We start from the raw sequence: 19,602 nt of genomic DNA on the forward strand, positions 1-19,602 counted from the left end.
GCTCGAGGCGATGAAGAGCTTCACCAACACCAAGACCTATTCGCTGCCCTGGTAATCGCAAGCATCATGAGCCTGAGCCTTGACGACATCGTCGGCCTCTTCGAAACGAAGGGCCACGCGCAGTACGACGGCGAACCCGTCACGCAACTCGAACACGCCCTGCAGTCGGCGCACCTGGCCGAGCAGGGGGGCGCCGGCAGCGCGCTGATCGCGGCCTCGCTGCTGCACGACCTGGGCCACCTGCTGCACGACTTCGGCGGCACGCCGACGCAGCAGGGGCTCGACGACCTGCACCAGTACCGCTGCCTGCCATTTCTTCGCGCGCTGTTCGGGCCGGCCACGCTGGAGCCGATCCGCCTGCATGTGGACGCCAAGCGCTTCCTGTGCGCGCGCGTGCCCGGTTACCTGGAGGCGCTGTCGCCCGATTCGAAGCGCAGCCTGCAACTGCAGGGCGGCGTCTTCGACTCCGCGCAGGCCAGTGCTTTCGAGGCCCTGCCGTATGCAATGGATGCGGTGCGCCTGCGGCGCTGGGACGACACAGCCAAGTTGGCCGATGCGAAGACGCCCGACCTCGCGCACTACGCGCGACACCTGGCGATCGCCGCGAAGCCCGTTGCCACGGCGCAGCCGTGAGCGTCCCGCGGGCATCGGCAATGCAGCGCCGCAAGGCGGGGCCGGACGACATTCCCTTCCTGCTCGACCTGCGGCAGCAGACGATGAACGCCCACGTACTGGCGTCCGGAGGCGAGATCAGCGACGCGCATCACATGACGCGGCTGATGCATCGCTTCGAGTGCGCCGAGGTCCTGCTGCACGAGGGCGCGCCGGTCGGCCTGCTCAAGGTGTCGCGCGATCCGCAGGAGTGGGTAGTCATCCAGATCCAGCTGGCACCTGGTTACCAGGGCGGCGGCATCGGAGCCGGCCTGTTGGCCGAAGTCATCGACGAGGCCGCGCGCGCCGGTGTCGACCTCACGCTCAGCGTGCTGAAGGCGAATCCGGCGAAGGCGCTGTACGAACGCTTCGGGTTCGTCGTCGAGCGCGAGTCCGAGTTTTCCTTCGACATGCGGCGCAAGCCCTGAAAACCTGCGAGCCCGACATGCGCCCTTTCTGGATCGAACAGGCCCTCTTCAACGACGGCGACCTCGCGCCCGCGCTGCAGGGCGAACACAGCGCCGATGTCTGCATCGTCGGCGGCGGCTTCACCGGCCTGTGGACGGCGATCCAGGCCAAGCTGCAGGCGCCGGCGCTGGACATCGTCATCCTCGAGAGCGACCTCTGCGGCGCCGGCGCGAGCGGCCGCAATGGCGGTTGCCTCCTCACCTGGTCGGCCAAGTTCCTGACGCTGCGCCGGCTGTTCGGCGAAGACGAGGCAGTGCGTCTCGTGAAGGCGTCGGAGGCGGCGGTGCAGCACATCGCGGACTTCTGCGCGGCGCACGGCATCGATGCCGAACTGCGGCAGGACGGCACGCTCTACACCGCGACTTCGCAGGCACAGATCGGCACGCTCGATCCGATGATGCAGGCGCTGGAGGCGCGCGGCATCCATTCCTACCGCACGCTGCCGCCCGATGAAGTGGCGCGGCGCTCGGGCTCCGCGCGCAACCTGGCCGGCGTGTATTCGCCGATCGCCGCCACCGTGCATCCAGGCAAGCTGGTGCGGGGCCTGCGGCGCGTGGCATTGGCCATGGGCATCCGCATCCACGAACGCACGCCGATGCTGGACTTCAGCACCGGCCATCCGGTGGTGGTGCGCACGCCGGCCGGCAGCGTGCGCGCGAAGAAGCTGGTGCTGGCGATGAATGCGTGGATGGCCAGCACCTTCCCGCAGTTCGAGCGGACCATCGCCATCGTGTCGAGCGACATGATCATCACCGAGCGGTGCCCGCAGTTGCTCCAGCAGATCGGCCTGACCGACGGCGTCTCGGTGCTCGACTCGCGCACCTTCGTCTACTACTACCGCAGCACGGTGGACGGCCGCATCATGCTGGGCAAGGGCGGCAACACCTTCGCGTGGGGCGGCCGCATGGCCAAGGTGTTCGACGAGCGCTCGCCCTACGAGGCCGAGCTCACGCAGGCCCTGCATGCCTTCTTTCCGGCGCTGCGCGAAACGCCGATCACCGCGAGCTGGAACGGTCCGTCGGACCGCTCGGTCACCGGCTTTCCGTTCTTCGGAAAACTCGATGGGGCGCCGCACATCTACTACGGCTTCGGCTACTCGGGCAACGGCGTCGGGCCGACCTACATGGGCGGGCAGATCCTCTCGTCGCTGGTGCTCGACCAAGACAACGCATGGACGCGCAGCCCGATCACGAACGGGCCGCTCGGACACTTTCCGCCGGAGCCGATGCGCTACGTGGGCTCGATCGTCGTGCGCAACGCGATCCGCCGCAAGGAACTCGCCGAGGACCAGGACCGCCAGCCGTGGCTGGTGGACCGCATGCTCAGCAAGCTCGCGAACGCCGCGGGCAAGGCCGACAAGGCCTGAGCCGCAACACGCCACGGGCACCGTTCGGGCTGAGCTTGTCGAAGCCTTGCGCCCGCGTCGAACAGCCCTTCGACAAGCTCAGGGCGAACGGGCAGGAGCGAGGCTCAGGGCGAACGGGCAGGGGCGAGGCTCAGAGCGAACGGATGAGTGAGATCAGTTGGTTTCCGCGAGCGCGTCGGCCAGCGCGTTGACCATGCGGTCGATCTCGGCCTTCTCCGCGATGAAGGGCGGCGCGAGCTGGATCGTGTCGCCGCCGTAGCGCACGTAGAAGCCCTTCTTCCAGCAGTTCATCGCGATCTCGTACGGGCGGCGCGCGGGCTCGCCCGGCAGCGCCGCGATCGTGAGGCCGGCGGCGAGGCCGAAGTTGCGGATGTCGGTGACGTGCTTGCTGCCCTTCAAGCTGTGCACCGCGTTCTCGAAGTGCGGGGCCAGCGTCTGCACGCGGCCGATCATGTCTTCCTTTTGCAGCACGTCGAGCGCGGCGATGCCCGCGGCGCAGGCCACCGGGTGCGCGCCGTAGGTGTAGCCGTGCGGAAATTCGAGCATGTAGTCGGGGCCGCCGGCCGCCATGAAGGTGTCGTAGATCTCCTTGCTCGCGACCACGGCGCCCAGCGGCTGCGCGCCGTTGGTCACCTGCTTGGCGATGTTCATGATGTCGGGCGTCACGCCGAAGGCTTCCGCGCCGGTGAGCGCGCCGCAGCGGCCGAAGCCGGTGATGACCTCGTCGAAGATCAGGAGGATGTTGTGCGCGGTGCAGATGTCGCGCAGGCGTTTCAGATAGCCCTTGGGCGGGATCACCACGCCGGCCGAGCCCGCGAAGGGCTCCACGATCACGGCCGCGATGTTCGAGGCGTCGTGCAGCGCGATGAGGTCGAGCAGGCGGTCGGCCAGCTCCGCGCCGCTCTCGGCCATGCCGCGCGTGAAGGCGTTCGATGCGAGTTGCGTGTGTGGCAGGTGGTCGGCTTCGACGCCCTGGCCGAAGAGCTTGCGGTTGGCCGCGATGCCGCCGACGGAAATGCCGCCGTAGTTCACGCCGTGGTAGCCCTTCTCCCGGCCGATCAGGCGCGTCTTGCTGGCCTGGCCCTTGGTGCGCCAGTAGGCGCGCGCCATCTTGAGCGACGTGTCGGCTGCCTCGGAGCCCGAGCCGGTGAAGAACACGTAGTCCAGGCCCGCGGGCGTCAGCTCCTTGATCTTGTTGGCCAGCTCGAACGAGAGCGGGTGGCCGAACTGGAAGGCGGGCGAGTAGTCGAGCCTGGCGATCTGGCGGCTCACCGCCTCGGTGATCTCGGGGCGGCCGTGGCCCAGGCCCGAGCACCACAGGCCCGAGAGGCCGTCGAAGATCTTGCGGCCTTCGTTGTCGGTGAAGTACGCGCCCTTGGCCTCCACGATGATCCGCGGATCGGCCTTGAAGCTGCGGTTGGCCGTGTAGGGCATCCAGTGCGCTTCGAGCCAGGCGGCGTCGGTGCGCGCGGTGGGCGTCGGTTCGATGGCGGGCGTGGCGAGGGTCATGGCGCTTCCCGCATGCAGGCGGGCTCCGGGGGGTGAAGGAATGCGCCGATTGTTCGCAGTGCCTTCAGTGTGGAGAATGGCGCAATATCAATGTTCACTTGACGATCCATGCAAGTAAAGGCCAAAGCTCCGCAAGCCTCCCATAACAGTGCCCCCAGCGCCCGAAACCGTGCGGTCCTGGGTCAGCTCAGCGACATGGACCTGCGCCTGCTCAAGGTGTTCAAGAGCGTGGTCGATTGCGGCGGCATGGCGGCGGCCGAGCTGGAGCTCAACATCGGCACCTCGACCGTGAGCCGGCATGTGAAGGACCTGGAGACGCGGCTGGGCCTCGTGCTCTGCCGGCGCGGGCGCGCGGGCTTCGCGCTCACGGCCGAGGGGCAGCGCGTCTATGACGAGACGCTCAGGCTGCTGGCGTCGGTCGATGCCTTCCGCGGCAGCATCGACGACATCCACAACCGCATGGGCGGGCAGCTGGAGGTCGCGCTCTTCGACAAGACGGCCACCAACCCGAAGGCGCGCATCGGCGAGGCCATCGCGCGCTTCACCGCCATCGCGCCCGAGGTGAACCTGGCGGTGCACGTGGGCTCGATCAACGCGATCGAGCAGGGCGTGCTGGAGGGCAACTTCCAGATCGGCATCATCCCGGCGCACCGCAGCTCCAAGAGCCTCGTGTATGCGGACCTGTTCGACGAGACGATGCTGCTGTATTGCGGCAAGGGCCATCCGCTGTTCGACAGCCCGCACGCGAAGCTCACCTGGTCGAAGCTGGGCGAGCACCATTTCGCGGGCCTCGGCTATCACTCGCCGAACATGGAACTGAGCCACCGCGCGCGGCTCTCGCGCAAGGCGACCGGCTTCGACCAGGAGGCGATCGCGACGCTGATTCTTTCGGGGCGCTTCCTGGGCTTTCTGCCCGATCACTATGCGCAGGTGTTCGAAGCGCGCGGGCTCATGAAGGCGGTGCTGCCGGCGCGCTTCAACTACGCGTGCCGGTTCGTGAGCCTGCTGCGGCGCTCGCCCAAGCCGTCGCGCGCGGTGCTGGCGTTCCAGGCGTGCCTGGAGAAAGCGCACGCGCGCTAGCTGTTCACCTCAGCGCTGCCCGCTCGGCAGCAGCAGGTGCTTGGCGCCGATGTGCGCCTCCATCTCGTGCATGTGCGCCTCGGCATCGACCATGTGCTCGGCCATGAGGCGCCGCACTTCTTCCGCATCTTCCTTGCGGTAGGCCGCCAGCAGCTGCGTGTGATAGTCGACGTTGGCCTCGCCGAAGTGGTGATGGTCCAGCGCCTTCTTGTAGACCACGAGGTCGCGCAGCAGGTCGTTGAGAAAACGGCACATGAAGGAGAGCACCGGGTTGGGGCAGCTCTCGGCCAGCATCGTGTGGAACGCCAGTTCGGCCTCGCGCTGCATGCGCAGCTCGTCCTCGTTGGTGGGCTCGATGGTGCACAGGCGCACGTTCTCTTCGAGCTGATCGAACTGCGCGGTCGTCAGGCGGCCGACCACGCTCACGGCCAGCTCGGGCTCCAGCACCTTGCGCAGCTGGTAGATGTGATGTCCGTCCAGATGATGGAAGTGCAGGAAGTTGCGCAGCGGTTCCGAGGCATGGTCCACGGACACCTGCTGTAGATAGGCACCGCCCCCGGGGCCGGTGCGGATCGAGATGAGCCCGCGCACTTCCAGCGCCTTCAACGCCTCGCGCACCGTGCTCTTCGAATAGCCGAAGAGCTCGATCAGTTCCTTCTCGTTCGGCAGGCGATCGCCGGGTTGCTTCCTCTCGGCAACGATCCATCGCTTGACGTCTTCGACGATGACGTCCGAGAGCTTTTGCCGTTTGGGGCGGTGTTGGCCCACTGTCATTCACACGCTCCATGCCCATCGGGAGATGCGCGGGATGCGCAACAGCGCGCGATCTTAAACGGCGTCATGGGTGGGTCCAGTTGGTTTTGGGCACAAGGCTTGCTAGCGGGTTTTTACCAACATATTAATCCTATTTATCCGCTTAAATTCGCCGGCACCCGCAGGCCCCCCTTTCAGGCACCCCTTCCACTTACTTCCACACCACGACCGGAGAACTCCCATGCAACGCAGACACCTTCTTCAGCTGGCCGCCCTGTCGGCCGCCCCGGCTTCGCTCCTGGCGAGCCGCTCGGTCTTCGCGCAATCGGCGGACGCCATCCGCTTCGGCTGCCCGGTCCCGATGTCGGGCGCCTTCGCGGCCAACGGCAAGTTCGCCGACCTGGGCATGAAGCTGGCGATCGAGCAGTACGGCAGCGTGCTGAAGCGCCCGCTCGCCTACACGGTGCTCGACACCGAGGGCAAGCCCGCCACCGCCGTGCGCAAGGTGCAGGAAGCCTCGCAGCAGCAGGGCGCCAAGTTCTTCGCGGGCGGCATCCTCTCGTCCGAAGCGCTCGCCATGGGCAAGGAAGCCGAGAAGGCCGGCGGCCTCTTCATCACCACCGCGGGTGCCGACGAGATCACGGGCAAGGACTGCAACCCCGCCACCTTCCGCTGGTCGGTGCCCACCTTCGGCGCGATCGAGCAGACGGTGCGCCCGCTGATCGCCTCGATGCCCAAGGCCAAGCGCTGGTACACCATCACGCCGCAGTACGTGTTCGGCGATGGCCTCCTGAGTGCCGCCAAGAACATCTTCCAGGAGAAGGGCATCGAGCACGTGGGCAACAGCTACCACTCGCTCAACGAGAAGGAATTCAGCGGCTACCTCACCAACGCGATGGCAGCCAAGCCCGACGTGCTGCTGCTCCTGGACTTCGGCGCGCAGTCGTCGGCCGCGCTGCGCCAGGCGGTGAGCTTCGGCATGCACAAGAACATGACGATCCTCATGGCCTGGGCCTCGGGCCTGGAGCAGTTCGATGAACTCGGCGCGGACCTGTGCGACGGCGTCTACTTCGGCGCGCAGTACTGGCACACCGCCGACACCACGCTCAACAAGGACCTGGTCAAGCGCACCGCCGACAAGCTCAAGATCGTGCCCAACTACAGCCTCGCGGGCTCGTACATCTGCACCAAGATCCTGATCGACGGCATCGTGAAGGCCGGCACGGTCGACCAGAAGGCCGTCATCGCCGCGCTCGAAGGCATGAAGTTCGACGGGCTCACCGGCACCGAGGAAATCCGCAAGGCCGACCACCAGGTCATCAAGGATTACTACCTGCTCAAGGGCAAGGCCAAGTCGAAGATGAAGGACGCGGCGGACTACGTGGACGTGGTGAGTTCGGGCAAGTCGTTCCTCGCCGCAGACAAGACCGGCTGCAAGCTGGCCTGAACCCAAGTGCATCCCACCCCGCCTGGGCAGCCTTGGCAGTGCCCGCCCACCGTTCGGGCTGAGCTTGTCGAAGCCTTTCACGCCGCGCCCAGCCCTTCGACAGGCTCAGGGCGAACGGGGTGGGGGAGGCGCCTGCCTGCATTCCGATCCTTCGCAGTCCACGAATCCACTGAATCTCCATGACCGTCTACCTGCTCCAGACCATCAACGGAATCGGCATCGGCATGCTGTATTTCCTGCTGGCCGTTGGCCTGTCCATCGTGTTCGGCCTGCTGCGATTCGTGAACTTCGCGCACGGCGCCTTCTACCTGCTGGGTGCCTACCTGTGCTTCCAGGCGATGCAGTGGGGCCTCAACTTCTGGGCCGCGCTGGTGCTGGTGCCGCTGTTCGTCGGCGCGCTCGGCTGGCTGGCCGAGAAGCTGCTGCTGCGCCGCGTGTACGCCAAGCCGCACGAGTTCCACATCCTGGTGACCGTGGGCCTCGCGCTCGCGGTGCAGGAGATCGTCATCGTGTTCTGGGGCCCCTTGGGCAACAGTGTGGCGACGCCCGATCTTCTGCAGGGCGTGGTGATGTGGGGCGACTTCGTGTACCCGAAGTACCGGCTCTTCGTGATCGGCTTCACCGCCGTGCTCGCGGTGCTGTTGTGGTGGGTGCTCGAAGGCACGCGCCTCGGCAGCGCGGTGCGCGCGGGGAGCGAATCGACCGAGATGGTGTCGCTCCTGGGCATCAACGTGTTCCGCGTGTTCAGCCTGGTGTTCGCGCTGGGCGCGGCCACGGCGGCGCTGGCCGGCGTGCTGGCCGCACCCATTCGCGGCGCGGAACCTTTCATGGGCGTCGAGGCGCTCGGCGTCGCCTTCGTGGTGGTGGTGATCGGGGGCCTGGGCAGCTTCGGCGGCGCGCTGGTCGGCGGCTTGCTGATCGGCATCGTGCAGAGCCTCATGAGCACCATCTGGCCGCCCGGCGCGAGCCTGATGATCTACATCGCGATGGCGGCCGTGCTGCTCTTGCGCCCGCATGGCCTGCTCGGCCGCAAAGGATGATGGCCATGCCGAGAAAATATACATTCCTGCTGGCGCTCGCCGTCACGCTCGCGCTGCCGCTCCTGATGCGCTCGGGCTCGCTCGCGAGCGAGGTGCTGATCTACGCGCTGGCCGCGCTGGGCTGCAATTTGCTGCTGGGCTACACGGGGCTCCTGTCGTTCGGGCAGGGCATCTTCTTTGGCCTGGGCAGCTACACCATCGCGATCCTGCTCACGCGGCTGCAGTTGCCGATGCCTCTTGCGCTGCTCGCTGCCATCGGCATGGGGGCCCTCGGCGCGGCGGTGGTCGGGTGGGTCGCCATCCGCCAGCGCGGCACGTACTTCGTGATGCTCACGCTGGCCTTCGCGCAGATGTTCTATTTCGTGGCGTACACCGCCTCGGGCCTCACGGGTGGCGACAACGGCCTGCTCGACGTGCCGCGTCCCGCGTTCATGGACACGCCGTGGAAGTACTACGCCTTCGTCGCGGTCATGTTCCTCATCGCGTTCGCGCTGCTGCTCAAGGTGACCGATTCGGTCTTCGGCCGCACGCTGCTGGCCATCCGCGACAACGAGGACCGCGCCGCGGCCGTGGGCTACAACCTCAAGCGCTTCAAGCTGCTGGCCTTCGTGATCTCGGGCGCCGTCACGGGCCTCGCAGGCGGCCTGCACGCGATGATGACCGGCATCGCGCCGCTCTCGAACGCCGAGTACCACACGAGCGAGATGATCCTGGTCATCACCGTGATCGGCGGCACCGGCAACCTATTCGCCTCGGTGCTGGGCTCGGCCTTCTACGTGCTGCTGGCCGACTGGCTCTCCACGCTGTGGCCGCGGTGGTTGCTGCTGCTGGGGCTCCTGCTGATCGGCGTGAGCATCGGCATGCAGCGCGGCCTCTGGGGGCTGGGCGAGGCCGCATGGCGGCGCGTGTTCCGCAGGACGCTTTCCGCCCCGGCCGCATCCGAAGCGCAGGGAGAAAAAGCATGACGCAGCCCGTTCTCATCGAAGCCATCGGCGTCACCAAGCACTACGGCAAGTTCGCCGCGCTCGGCGGCGTGGACCTGAAGATCAAGCCCAACACCGTGCACTCGGTGATCGGCCCGAACGGCGCGGGCAAGACCACGCTGTTCCACATGCTCACGGGCACCGGCACCACCACGGGCGGGCGCATCCTGTTCGACGGCCACGACGTGACGCACGAGCCCGACCACCGGCGCGTGCAGCGCGGCATGGCGCGCTCGTTCCAGGTCACCAGCCTCTTCCCGAGCCTTTCGGTGCGCGAGAACCTGCGCGTCGCGGCGCAGGGCATCGCGCCGCGCCAGGCGATGAACTGCTGGCGCGCGCCGGTCGGCGACCGCGCCTGCGCCGAGACCGTGGCCGAGGTGCTCGCGCGCGTCGGCCTCGAACGGCTGGCCGACACGCCCGCCAACGTGCTCTCGCACGGCCAGCAGCGCCGCCTCGAAGTGGGCATGGCGCTTGCTGCGAAACCGAAGGCGATCTTTCTCGACGAGCCGACCTCGGGCATGGGCATCGACGACCTCGACGACATGAAGCGCCTGATCCGCAGCCTGCGCGATGCGCACACGGTGGTGCTGATCGAACACAACATGAACATCGTGATGGACATCTCCGACACCGTGACCGTGATGCAGCTGGGCCGCGTGCTGGCCGAAGGACTGCCGGGCGATATCCGCGCCGATGCGCGCGTGCGATCGGCGTACCTCGGCAACATGATCACCGGGGGCAAGGCATGAGCGGCGGGAACATTCTCGAAGTCGAAGGCCTGCATGCGCACTACGGCAAGAGCCACGTGCTGCAGGGCGTGTCGATGACCGTGGGCGAGGCCGAACTGGTCACGCTGCTCGGCCGCAACGGCGCGGGCAAGTCGACCACGCTCAAGAGCATTGCAGGCGCTGTCACGCCGACGAAAGGGCGCGTGCGCTTCCAAGGCGCCGACATTGCCGGCCAGCCCGCGCACCGCATCGCCACGCGCGGCGTGTGCCTGGTGCCCGAGCACCGCGGCATCTTCAAGCTGCTCACGGTCGAGGAGAACCTGCTGCTCGGCCAGCGGCGCGATTCGCCCTGGCAGCTGGCCGACATCTACCGCATCTTTCCGCGCCTGAACGAGCGGCGCCGCAACGGCGGCGGACAGCTTTCGGGCGGCGAGCAGCAGATGCTGGCGATCGGCCGCGCGCTGATGAACCATCCACGCCTCCTGATCCTGGACGAGCCGGTCGAAGGCCTCGCGCCGGTGATCGTGGAGGAGATCGTCGCGCAGCTGAAAACCATCAAGGCCGCGGGCGTCGCCATCCTCCTGGTCGAGCAGAACGTGGAGGTGTGCGTGCAGCTCGCCGACCGCCACTACATCGTGGAGCAGGGCGTGATCGTGCACGAGGCCGGCAACGCCGCCTTCATGGCCGACCACGAAGTGAAAGACCGCTACCTCGGCGTCGGTCTCGCGTGATGGCCGGCGCGTTTGCCTCCCGCCCGTTCACGCTGAGCTTGTCGAAGCGCCGCGCAAGGCTTCGACAAGCTCAGCCCGAACGGCTCTTGTTTCAGCCCAATGGCTCTTGTCTTGCTGAGCAATCACCCATTCGCACCAGCGTTTCGCCTCCCGGATCTTTCTCAAAGCCATGAACTCAACCACTGAACTTTCTTCCGCACCCGATGTGCGCGCCCTGCGCATCGACGGCCAGCGCCTCTGGGATTCGCTGATGCAGCTCGCCCAGGTCGGCGCCACCGAGAAGGGCGGCGTGTGCCGCCTCGCGCTGACCGACCTCGACCGCCAGGGCCGCGACCTCTTCACGCGCTGGGCGCGCGAGGCCGGCTGCGAGGTGCGCGTGGACGCCATCGGCAACATCTTTGCGCGCCGTGCCGGCCGCAACAACGCGCTGCCGCCCGTCACCACCGGCAGCCACATCGACACGCAGCCCACGGGCGGCAAGTTCGACGGCAACTACGGCGTGCTCGCGGGGCTGGAAGTGATCCGCGCGCTCAACGATGCGAAGGTCGTGACCGAAGCGCCGCTCGAAGTGGCGGTGTGGACCAACGAGGAGGGCTCCCGCTTCGTGCCGGTGATGATGGGCTCGGGCGTGTTCGTCGATGCCTTCACGCTGGAGCATGCGCTCGCGCAGCGCGACACCGAGGGCGTGAGCGTGGCGCAGGCGCTCGATGCGATCGGCTACGCGGGCCAGGTGCCCGCCTCGGCCGCAACGTCGCCCGTGGGCGCGTATTTCGAAGCCCACATCGAACAGGGCCCGGTGCTCGAAGCCAACGAACGCGTGATCGGCGTGGTCGAGGGTGCGCTCGGCCAGCGCTGGTACGACGTCGTGGTGCAGGGCATGGAAGCGCATGCCGGCCCCACGCCCATGGAATTGCGCAAGGATGCGCTGCTCGCCGCGGCCGAACTCGTGATCGAGGTGAACCGCATCGCGCTCGCGCACGCCCCGCATGCGCGCGGCACGGTCGGCTGGATCGACAACTACCCGAACTCGCGCAACGTGATCCCGGGGCGCGTGAAGCTCAGCGTCGACCTGCGCGCGGCGGACGACATGGTGCTGCTGGCCATGGACGCGGCGCTGAAGGAGGCCGTGCATCGCCTGGCCGGCGGCGGCAAGGTGGGGGCGACGGTCGAGCAGGTCGTGTACTTCCCGCCCCAGCCCTTCACGCCCGGGCTGGTGTCCGCGGTGCGCGAGGCGGCACAGGCGCAGGGCCTCAGCTGGATGAACGTGATCAGCGGCGCGGGCCACGATGCGGTGTACCTCGCGCGCGTGTGCCCCACCGCGATGATCTTCGTGCCGTGCCTGGACGGCATCAGCCACAACGAGATCGAGGACGCCGAGCCCGCGCACCTGGAAGCCGGCTGCAACGTGCTGCTGCAGGCGATGCTGCAGAGCGCGGGAGTGGCAGCATGAGGGCGCTGTTTCGGCGCATCCTGGGGTCGGGCATGGCCTTGGGCATGGCCGCGGCCTGCACGGCCGCATTGGCCGCCGGCGAGCCGATCCTGGTCGGCCAGTCCGCGGTGCTCACCGGCCCATTCACGCCCAACAGCCTTGCGTTCATGGAAGGCCAGACGCTGTTCTTCGACCAGTTGAACAAGGCGGGCGGCGTCGGCGGCCGGCCCGTCAAGATGATCACCTACGACGATGCCTACATCGCCGAGAAGGCCGCGGCCAATGCCGAGAAGCTGCTGGGCACCGACCGCGTCGTGTGCCTGTTCGGCACGATGGGCACGGGCATCGGCGCGGCCATGGTGCCGGTGGCGGCGAAGTACGACAGCTTCATCTTCGGCGGGCTGACGGGCGCGGCGGTGCTGCGCGGGCCGAAGGTGCCGATCTATCACGTGCGCGAGTCGTATGCCGACGAGGTCTTGCGGGTGATGACCCACCTGACCACCATCGGCGTGACGCGCATCGCGATCGTCTCCAGCGACGACGCCTATGGCAAGGGCATCGAGAAGGACGCCGTGGCCGCGCTGGAGAAGAACCAGCATCCGGCCTTGCTGTCGCTGCGCTTCGACCCGAAGGAAAAGGACCACCCGGCGATTGCGCAGCAGGTGATTGCGAGCGGGGCGCAGGCGGTGTACGTCATCGCGGCCGGAACGCCCGCCATCAACATCATCCGCTCGCTGGTGGCCGCGCCCATCCATCCGCAGATCTACACGAACTCGGTGGCGAGCTCGTTCCTGCTCTACAAGGAGCTGGGCGACAAGAGCCGCGGCATCGTGCTGTCGCAGGTGATGCCGCCGTTCTGGAAGACGCGCTTTCCGATCGTCGATGAATACCAGCGCGCGCTGAAGACCGCGGGCAGCACCAGCGAAGGCTCCTACCTGGGGCTGGAGGGCTACATCACGGCCAAGGCCTTTGCGGAATCGCTGCAGCGCGTGAAGGGGCCGATCACCACCGAGTCGCTGCGCCGCAGCATCGAGAACTCGCCGCCCATGAACCTGAACGGCTTCCAGGTCGCATTCCGCCCCGACAACCGCAACGGCTCCAGCTTCGGCGACATCACCATGCTCGGAAGCGCCGGAAAGTTCGCTCAATGAAAGCAATGAAAGTCCTCGTCGCGCGTCTCAACCACGAGACCAACACCTTCTCGCCGGTGCCCACGCCGCTCGCGGCCTTCGGGCCCGACGGGCCCACGTTCGGCCAGGAGGCCTACCGGGACAACAAGGGCATGCGCACCGCGATGTCGGCCTTCATCGACCTGGCCGAAGCGGCCGGCGCGACGCTGGTCACGCCGGTGTCGGCCTCGGCCAACCCGAGCGGGCCGGTCGATGCCAAGGCCTACACCACGCTCACGCAATGCATCGTCGATGCGGCGCCGGGCTGCGACGCCATCCTGCTCGACCTGCACGGCGCAATGGTGGCCGAGAACAGCGTCGATGGCGAAGGCGACCTGCTCGTGCGGCTGCGCGCCGCGGCGCCGGGCGTGCCCATCGGCGTCGCGCTCGACCTGCATGCCAACGTGACGCCCGCGATGGTCGGCCATGCCGACGTGATCGTCGGCTTCAAGACCTATCCGCACATCGACATGTACGAGACCGGCGAACATGCCGGCCGCTTGTTGTTCGACCTGCTCGCGGGCCGCAGCCAGCCCGCGCTGCGCTGGCACCCGCTGCCGCTGATGGCGCACACGCTGCGCAGCGCCTCGTTCACCGGCGCGATGCAGCGGGCGATCGACGCGGCGCGCGCGGCCGAGGTTTCGGAGTCGCTCGCGGTCTCGATCTTCGCGGGCTTCTCGCTGTCGGACATCGAGGCGCCCTGCATGAGCGTGGTGGTGGTCGATGCGCAATCGCCCGAGCGCGCGCAGGCCACGGCCGACCGCATCGCCGGTCAGATGTGGGCCGAGCGCGAGGCCTTCATCTACCGCAGCGAGCCGCTGGCCGAATCGGTGGCCCGCGCCAAGCGCATTGCCGAGGGCGCGACACGCCCGGTGCTGCTGCTGGACCACGGCGACAACTGCATGTCGGGCGGCAGCTGCGACACGATGGACGTGCTGCAGGAAGCGCTCGCACAGGGCCTGCATGGCATCGGCGTCGGCCCGCTGTGCGACCCCGAGGCGGTGGCCGAACTGATCGCGGCAGGCGAGGGCGCCCAGGTGACGGTCGCGCTCGGCAACAAGGTCTCGCTCGAGGGCATCGGCCTCGAGAAGACGCCGGTGCAACTGACTGGCACGGTGCGGTTCATCAGCAACGGCGAGTACGTGATCACCGGCCCCACCTACACCGGCCAGCGCAGCAGCATGGGCCGCACGGTGCTGTTCGACATCGGCGCGGCGCGCATCGTGGTGACCGAGCGCACGCAGGAGCCGTGGGACATCGGCGTCTTCGAATGCGCGGGGCTCGATCCGCGCAATGAACGCTTTCTTCTTCTCAAGTCGCGCATGTACTGCCGGCCGGTGTTCGAGCCGCTCTCTGCGGCGCTGGTGGAGTGCGACAGCCCGGGCGTGACGAGCTCGGACTACAGCCTGTTCCCGTTCAGCAAGGTGCGTCGTCCCGTGTTTCCACTGGACGCGGAACTGGCCGCATAACCTCCCGCGTCATGGACGCTGCGCGCGCGCGGCGCGACCATTCCTTCACCCCGCGATGTTGCGGGTCGAACCCTCGAAAAGGAATGGTCACCATGAACACCGCCGCACACGACGCCGCCACGATTGCCCAACGCTACATCGCCGTCTGGAACGAAACCGATGGCGCACGCCGCGCCGCGCTGATCGAGGCCGGCTGGACCGCCGATGCGCACTACGTGGACCCCATCGCCCAGGCCAGCGGCCGCGAGCAGATCAGTGCGCTGGTCGGCGCGGTGCAGCAGCGCTACCCGGGCTTTCGCTTCAACCTGCTCGGCAAGGCCGAGGCGCACGGCGACAACCTGCGCTTTTCGTGGACGCTCGGCCCGAGCGGTGCGCAAGACCTGATCCAGGGCACCGACTTCGCGCAGCTCGATGCGGGCAAGCTGCGGTCGGTGACGGGCTTTCTGGACAAGGTGCCGGTCGGCGCCTGAACGAAAGCTGAACGCCGGTCGTTCAGTCCGGCGCGCCAGCAGGCCGGCCGCGCCAGAGCTTGCGATACACCGTTGCGCGGCTGATGCCCAGCGCGCGCGCAGCCTCCGCCACGTTGCCGCGGGCGTCTGCCACGGCCTTGCGGATCAGCGCGGTTTCCACGTCGCGCAGCCGCGGCCGCGCATCGGGCGCCGCATCGGCCGTGCCGCTGCCGCCGCGCTGGGGGCGCACCTGCACCCGCAGGCCCGACCAGAGCGGCACCTCGAGCGCCGCATCGCCGCGCCGGGCGGCGTCGAACATCATGTGCAGCGGGAGCGCGAAGAGGTCGTTGAAATGCAGGGCCTGCTGGCCGCGCGCCAGGGGCTGGTGCAGCATCTGCCGCGCGGTGGCGTTGGCGCCCGTCACGTTGCCGCTCGCATCGATGCAGACCAGGCCCTCGGTGGCCTCGCCGCCCGGGTGGCCCGGCCAGGCCAGGTGCAGCCGCAGTTCGCAGGCCTCCTGCATGACCAGCATGTTCTCGATGCTGCGCGCCGACAGCGCCGCCAGGTGGCGCAGCTCGGGGCGCTCCACCGTCTGCACGCCGCTCAGGTCGAGCATGCCGATGCAGTCGCCCCGGGGGCCGAAGAGCGGCGCGCCGGCGCAGCTGTAGACGCTGGTGTCGTCGAAGAAGTGCTCGCCGCGGTGCAGCCACACCGATTCCTGCTCGGCCAGCGCGGTGCTGATGGCGGAGGTGCCGATCGCGCGTTCCGAAAGATCGACCCCGATCCGGCCGATGTCGCGCGCATAGCGGCTGGCGGTGTCGGTGCCGTCGGGCAGCGCGCCCACGTCGATCACGATGCCCGCGGCGTCGGTCAGCACCGCGAAATAGCGGGTGTCGGCAATGGCGCGGGACAGCCGGGCGATCACCGGCCGGGCCGCCGCGACCAGCGCCCGGTTGCGCTCGGCGAGCTCCCGTACGGCCGAGGAGCTCACCGGCTCGAAGCTCACCCGCTGCTGCGGGCGGCGGCCGGCCTCGATGCAGCGCTGCCATGAACGGGTGATCCAGGGGTCGATGCGCAGGGCGTTGCGGGCGCGCGGCGCATCGCCGTGGAGCAGCTCGCGCCGGGCTTGGGCAATGGCCAGGGAACGCTCGGGAGGGGGCGAAACGAGAGAGGCGTTCATCGTGTGGGTTCGCGCGGGTGGGGCGGCTTTTCCGGGCTCACCGGGGGGCAAGCTGTTTCATTTTGAGAATTTCGCGGGCACTGCGCAAGTGTCAAGGGTTTTGCCTAGGATAGTGCGAAAGGTGGGCATCCAAGATGCCTTTCGCTGAACCAGCCATCACCTATCACGGAGACAGCCACATGCAGGTAGCTTTCAAGGTCAACGGCCGCCCAGTCACGGTCGACGCACCGCCAAACACCTTCCTTGTGCACGCGATCCGCGAGCACCTTCACCTCACCGGAACCCACGTCGGCTGCGACACCGCCCAGTGCGGCGCCTGCACCGTCCACGTCAACGGCCGGGCCGTCAAGTCATGCAACGTGCTGGTCGCCCAGGCGGCCGGTGCCGACATCACCACCATCGAGGGCATCGCCGAAGCCGACGGCACCATGCACCCCATGCAGGCGGCCTTCAAGGAGTGCCACGGCCTGCAGTGCGGTTTCTGCACCCCCGGCATGGTCATGAGCGCCATCGACCTGTGCACCCACCACCCCAAGTCGAGCGAATCGGAGATCCGGGAGCTGCTGGACGGCAACCTGTGCCGCTGCACCGGCTACCAGAACATCGTGAAGGCCGTGAAGATGGGCGGCGAGGCGATGGCCTCGGGCACTCCGGTCAAAGCCACCGTCACGGCCTGAAGGGAGCGACATCATGGGTGCTTCCGACTTCTCGAACCTGCCCCATATCGGCGAGGCCCTCCGGCGCAAGGAAGACTACCGCTTCCTGACCGGCGCGGGCAACTACACCGACGACATCACGCTGGCCAACCAGAGCCATGCGGTCTTCGTGCGCTCGCCGCACGCCCATGCTGCGATCAAGTCGATCGATATCGCCGAGGCGCTGAAGATGCCCGGCGTGGTCGGCATCTTCAGCGGCAAGGACATCGAGGGAAAGATGGGCGGGCTGCCCTGCGGCTGGCTCATCAACAACCCCGACGGCACCCCGATGAAGGAGCCGATGCACCCGATCCTGGCGATCAAGAAGGTGCGCTACGTGGGCGACCACGTGGCCATGGTGGTGGCCGAGACGGTCGAGCAGGCCAAGAACGCGGCCGAAGCGGTGGTCGTCGACTACGACGTGCTGCCCGCCCTGGTGAGCGTGGCCGACGCCGCGAAGAAGACCGGCAGCACCACGCTGCACGACGAGGCGCCCGACAACCAGTGCTACAAGTGGGTGCTCGGCGACAAGGCGGCGGTGGACAACGTGTTCACCACGGCCGCGCACATCACCCAGCTCGACCTGGTCAACAACCGGCTCATTCCCAACCCGATCGAGCCGCGCGTGGCCATCGGCAGCTACAGCCGCGGCACCGACGACTACACGCTCTACGTGTCGAACCAGAACCCGCACGTCGAGCGCCTCTTGATGACGGCCTTCGTGCTGGGTCTGCCCGAGCACAAGGTGCGGGTGATCGCGCCCGACGTGGGCGGCGGCTTCGGCTCCAAGATCTTCCTGTACGCCGAAGACGTGTGCCTCACCTGGGCCGCCAAGCAGCTCAACCGCAACATCAAGTGGACGGCGGAGCGCTCGGAGTGCTTCCTCTCGGATGCGCACGGCCGCGACCATGTGAGCCACGCCGAGATGGCGATGGACAAGGACGGCAAGTTCCTCGCGATGCGCGTGCACACCGACGCCAACCTGGGCGCGTACCTCTCGACCTTCTCGACCGCGGTGCCGACCATCCTCTACGCGACGCTGCTCGCGGGCCAGTACACGACGCCGCAGATCTACGTGGAGGTCGATGCGTGGTTCACCAACACCTCGCCGGTCGATGCCTACCGCGGCGCGGGGCGGCCCGAGGCCACCTACCTGCTGGAGCGCCTGGTGTCGCGCTGCGCCTGGGAAATGAACCTGGGCCAGGACGAGATCCGCAAGCGCAACTTCATCACCACCTTCCCCTACCAGACGCCCGTGGCGCTGCAGTACGACACCGGCGACTTCCATGCGTGCATGGACAAGGCGCGCGTGCTCGCCGACGTCGAGGGCTATGCGCAGCGCAAGTCGGCGACCGAAGCCAAGGGCAAGCTGCGCGGCATCGGCTACTCCAGCTACATCGAGGCCTGCGGCATCGCGCCCTCGAACATCGCGGGTGCGCTCGGCGCGCGGGCGGGGCTCTTCGAGTGCGGCGAGATCCGCGTGCACCCGACCGGCAGCGTGACGGTGTTCACCGGCTCGCACAGCCACGGCCAGGGGCATGAGACCACCTTCGCGCAGGTCGTCGCGGCGCGCCTGGGCATTCCGGTGGACAACGTGGACGTGGTGCACGGCGACACCGGCCGCGTGCCCTTCGGCATGGGCACCTACGGCTCGCGCTCCATCTCGGTGGGGGGCGCGGCCATCATGAAGGCGCTCGACAAGATCGAGACCAAGGCCAAGAAGATCGCCGCGCACCTGATGGAGGCGAGCGACGCCGACATCGAGTTCGCCAACGGCGAATTCACCGTCAAGGGCACCGACAAGAAGATCCCGTTCGGCCAGGTGGCGCTCACGGCCTACGTGCCGCACAACTACCCGCTGGACAAGCTGGAGCCGGGCCTGAACGAAACCGCCTTCTACGACCCGACCAACTTCACCTTCCCGGGCGGCACCTACATCTGCGAGGTCGAGATCGACAAAGAGACCGGCGAAGTGAAGGTCGACCGCTTCACCGCGGTGGACGACTTCGGCACCATCATCAACCCGATGATCGTGGAGGGCCAGGTGCACGGCGGGCTGGTGCAGGGCATCGGCCAGGCGCTCCTGGAGAACTGCGTCTACGACAACGAGACCGGCCAGCTGCTCACCGGCAGCTTCATGGACTACGCCATGCCGCGCGCCGGCGACTTTCCGCAGTTCAAGCTGGACACCGTGTGCACCCCGTGCACGCACAACCCGCTGGGCACCAAGGGCTGCGGCGAGGCGGGGGCCATCGGTTCGCCGCCGGCCGTGATCAACGCGGTGCTCGATGCGCTGGCGCCGCTGGGCGTCAAGGATTTCGACATGCCTGCCTCTTCCAGCCGCGTCTGGGAGGCGATGCAGAAGGGCGGCAACCCGCAGGACGCGCAAGCGCCCTCGCTCGCTGCCAGCACCCAAGGCCGTCCCGCTCCATAACAACACAGAAGGAATCACACA

At 67.8% G+C, this 19,602-nt stretch carries 18 protein-coding genes; 15 read left to right on the forward strand and 3 right to left on the reverse strand.

Annotated elements, in window-relative coordinates; translation table 11 throughout:
* The first annotated feature begins 66 nt into the window (after positions 1–66).
* The 3 genes from JC881_RS21595 to JC881_RS21605 are packed head-to-tail and all read left to right on the forward strand — an operon-like array spanning position 67 to position 2,485.
* Positions 67–633, forward strand: a complete 567-nt coding sequence (locus JC881_RS21595) for a phosphonate degradation HD-domain oxygenase (RefSeq protein ID WP_198787733.1) — start codon at positions 67–69, stop codon at positions 631–633.
* Between the two features lie 20 nt (positions 634–653).
* Positions 654–1,079, forward strand: a complete 426-nt coding sequence (locus JC881_RS21600; protein WP_198787734.1) for a GNAT family N-acetyltransferase — start codon at positions 654–656, stop codon at positions 1,077–1,079.
* A 17-nt stretch (positions 1,080–1,096) separates the two neighbouring features.
* On the forward strand, positions 1,097–2,485 hold the full coding sequence (locus tag JC881_RS21605; RefSeq protein WP_198787735.1) for an FAD-dependent oxidoreductase: 1,389 nt from the start codon (positions 1,097–1,099) through the stop codon (positions 2,483–2,485).
* A gap of 153 nt (positions 2,486–2,638) precedes the next feature.
* Here the strand turns inward: JC881_RS21605 and JC881_RS21610 are convergent, their stop codons facing one another.
* Positions 2,639–3,994, reverse strand: coding sequence for an aspartate aminotransferase family protein (locus tag JC881_RS21610; RefSeq protein ID WP_198787736.1), 1,356 nt, complete (start codon positions 3,992–3,994; stop codon positions 2,639–2,641).
* 108 nt (positions 3,995–4,102) lie between these two features.
* Here JC881_RS21610 and JC881_RS21615 point away from each other — a divergent pair, with 108 nt between their 5' ends.
* Positions 4,103–5,074, forward strand: a complete 972-nt coding sequence (locus JC881_RS21615; protein WP_198787737.1) for a LysR family transcriptional regulator — start codon at positions 4,103–4,105, stop codon at positions 5,072–5,074.
* A 9-nt stretch (positions 5,075–5,083) separates the two neighbouring features.
* Here the strand turns inward: JC881_RS21615 and JC881_RS21620 are convergent, their stop codons facing one another.
* Entirely contained in the window at positions 5,084–5,848 is a 765-nt protein-coding gene (locus tag JC881_RS21620; RefSeq protein WP_198787738.1) for a FadR/GntR family transcriptional regulator, read from the reverse strand.
* Between the two features lie 220 nt (positions 5,849–6,068).
* On the opposite strand from JC881_RS21620, the gene JC881_RS21625 reads away from it, so the two are divergent.
* From JC881_RS21625 to JC881_RS21665, 9 genes are all read left to right on the forward strand, one after another.
* Positions 6,069–7,274, forward strand: a complete 1,206-nt coding sequence (locus tag JC881_RS21625) for an ABC transporter substrate-binding protein (protein ID WP_198787739.1) — start codon at positions 6,069–6,071, stop codon at positions 7,272–7,274.
* 179 nt (positions 7,275–7,453) lie between these two features.
* Complete coding sequence (locus JC881_RS21630) at positions 7,454–8,314, forward strand: branched-chain amino acid ABC transporter permease (RefSeq protein ID WP_198787740.1); 861 nt, start codon at positions 7,454–7,456, stop codon at positions 8,312–8,314.
* Positions 8,315–8,319: 5 nt separating this feature from the next.
* Positions 8,320–9,279, forward strand: coding sequence for a branched-chain amino acid ABC transporter permease (locus JC881_RS21635; protein WP_198787741.1), 960 nt, complete (start codon positions 8,320–8,322; stop codon positions 9,277–9,279).
* Positions 9,276–10,046 (forward strand): ABC transporter ATP-binding protein, encoded by a 771-nt coding sequence (locus JC881_RS21640; RefSeq protein ID WP_198787742.1) that lies wholly within the window; start codon positions 9,276–9,278, stop codon positions 10,044–10,046. Before JC881_RS21635 ends, JC881_RS21640 begins: the two co-directional genes overlap by 4 nt.
* Positions 10,043–10,756 (forward strand): ABC transporter ATP-binding protein, encoded by a 714-nt coding sequence (locus JC881_RS21645; RefSeq protein ID WP_198787743.1) that lies wholly within the window; start codon positions 10,043–10,045, stop codon positions 10,754–10,756. Before JC881_RS21640 ends, JC881_RS21645 begins: the two co-directional genes overlap by 4 nt.
* Before the next feature lie 169 nt (positions 10,757–10,925).
* The gene (locus JC881_RS21650) at positions 10,926–12,206 is read left to right on the forward strand and encodes a Zn-dependent hydrolase (protein ID WP_198787744.1); all 1,281 of its coding nucleotides are present in this window, start codon (positions 10,926–10,928) and stop codon (positions 12,204–12,206) included.
* Positions 12,203–13,336: an ABC transporter substrate-binding protein gene (locus JC881_RS21655; RefSeq protein WP_198787745.1), complete on the forward strand. Its 1,134-nt coding sequence runs from the start codon at positions 12,203–12,205 to the stop codon at positions 13,334–13,336. Before JC881_RS21650 ends, JC881_RS21655 begins: the two co-directional genes overlap by 4 nt.
* Before the next feature lie 5 nt (positions 13,337–13,341).
* Positions 13,342–14,823 carry a M81 family metallopeptidase gene (locus tag JC881_RS21660; RefSeq protein ID WP_198787746.1) on the forward strand — a complete coding sequence of 494 codons (1,482 nt, stop codon included), beginning with the start codon at positions 13,342–13,344 and terminating at the stop codon, positions 14,821–14,823.
* 92 nt (positions 14,824–14,915) lie between these two features.
* A complete protein-coding gene (locus tag JC881_RS21665; RefSeq protein WP_198787747.1) occupies positions 14,916–15,293 on the forward strand; it encodes a nuclear transport factor 2 family protein in 378 nt (125 codons plus the stop codon).
* A gap of 22 nt (positions 15,294–15,315) precedes the next feature.
* On the opposite strand, the gene JC881_RS21670 is transcribed toward JC881_RS21665, so the two are convergent.
* On the reverse strand, positions 15,316–16,452 hold the full coding sequence (locus tag JC881_RS21670; RefSeq protein ID WP_198787748.1) for a helix-turn-helix domain-containing protein: 1,137 nt from the start codon (positions 16,450–16,452) through the stop codon (positions 15,316–15,318).
* A 179-nt stretch (positions 16,453–16,631) separates the two neighbouring features.
* Between JC881_RS21670 and JC881_RS21675 the strand changes: the two genes are divergently transcribed.
* Together JC881_RS21675 and JC881_RS21680 are read left to right on the forward strand one after the other, a co-directional pair.
* The gene (locus tag JC881_RS21675; RefSeq protein ID WP_042582408.1) at positions 16,632–17,129 is read left to right on the forward strand and encodes a (2Fe-2S)-binding protein; all 498 of its coding nucleotides are present in this window, start codon (positions 16,632–16,634) and stop codon (positions 17,127–17,129) included.
* A 13-nt stretch (positions 17,130–17,142) separates the two neighbouring features.
* Positions 17,143–19,581: a xanthine dehydrogenase family protein molybdopterin-binding subunit gene (locus JC881_RS21680; RefSeq protein WP_198787749.1), complete on the forward strand. Its 2,439-nt coding sequence runs from the start codon at positions 17,143–17,145 to the stop codon at positions 19,579–19,581.
* Positions 19,582–19,602 lie beyond the last annotated feature (21 nt).

The sequence above is a fragment of the Variovorax sp. IB41 genome (genome assembly GCF_016405905.1).
Lineage (GTDB): Bacteria > Pseudomonadota > Gammaproteobacteria > Burkholderiales > Burkholderiaceae_C > Variovorax.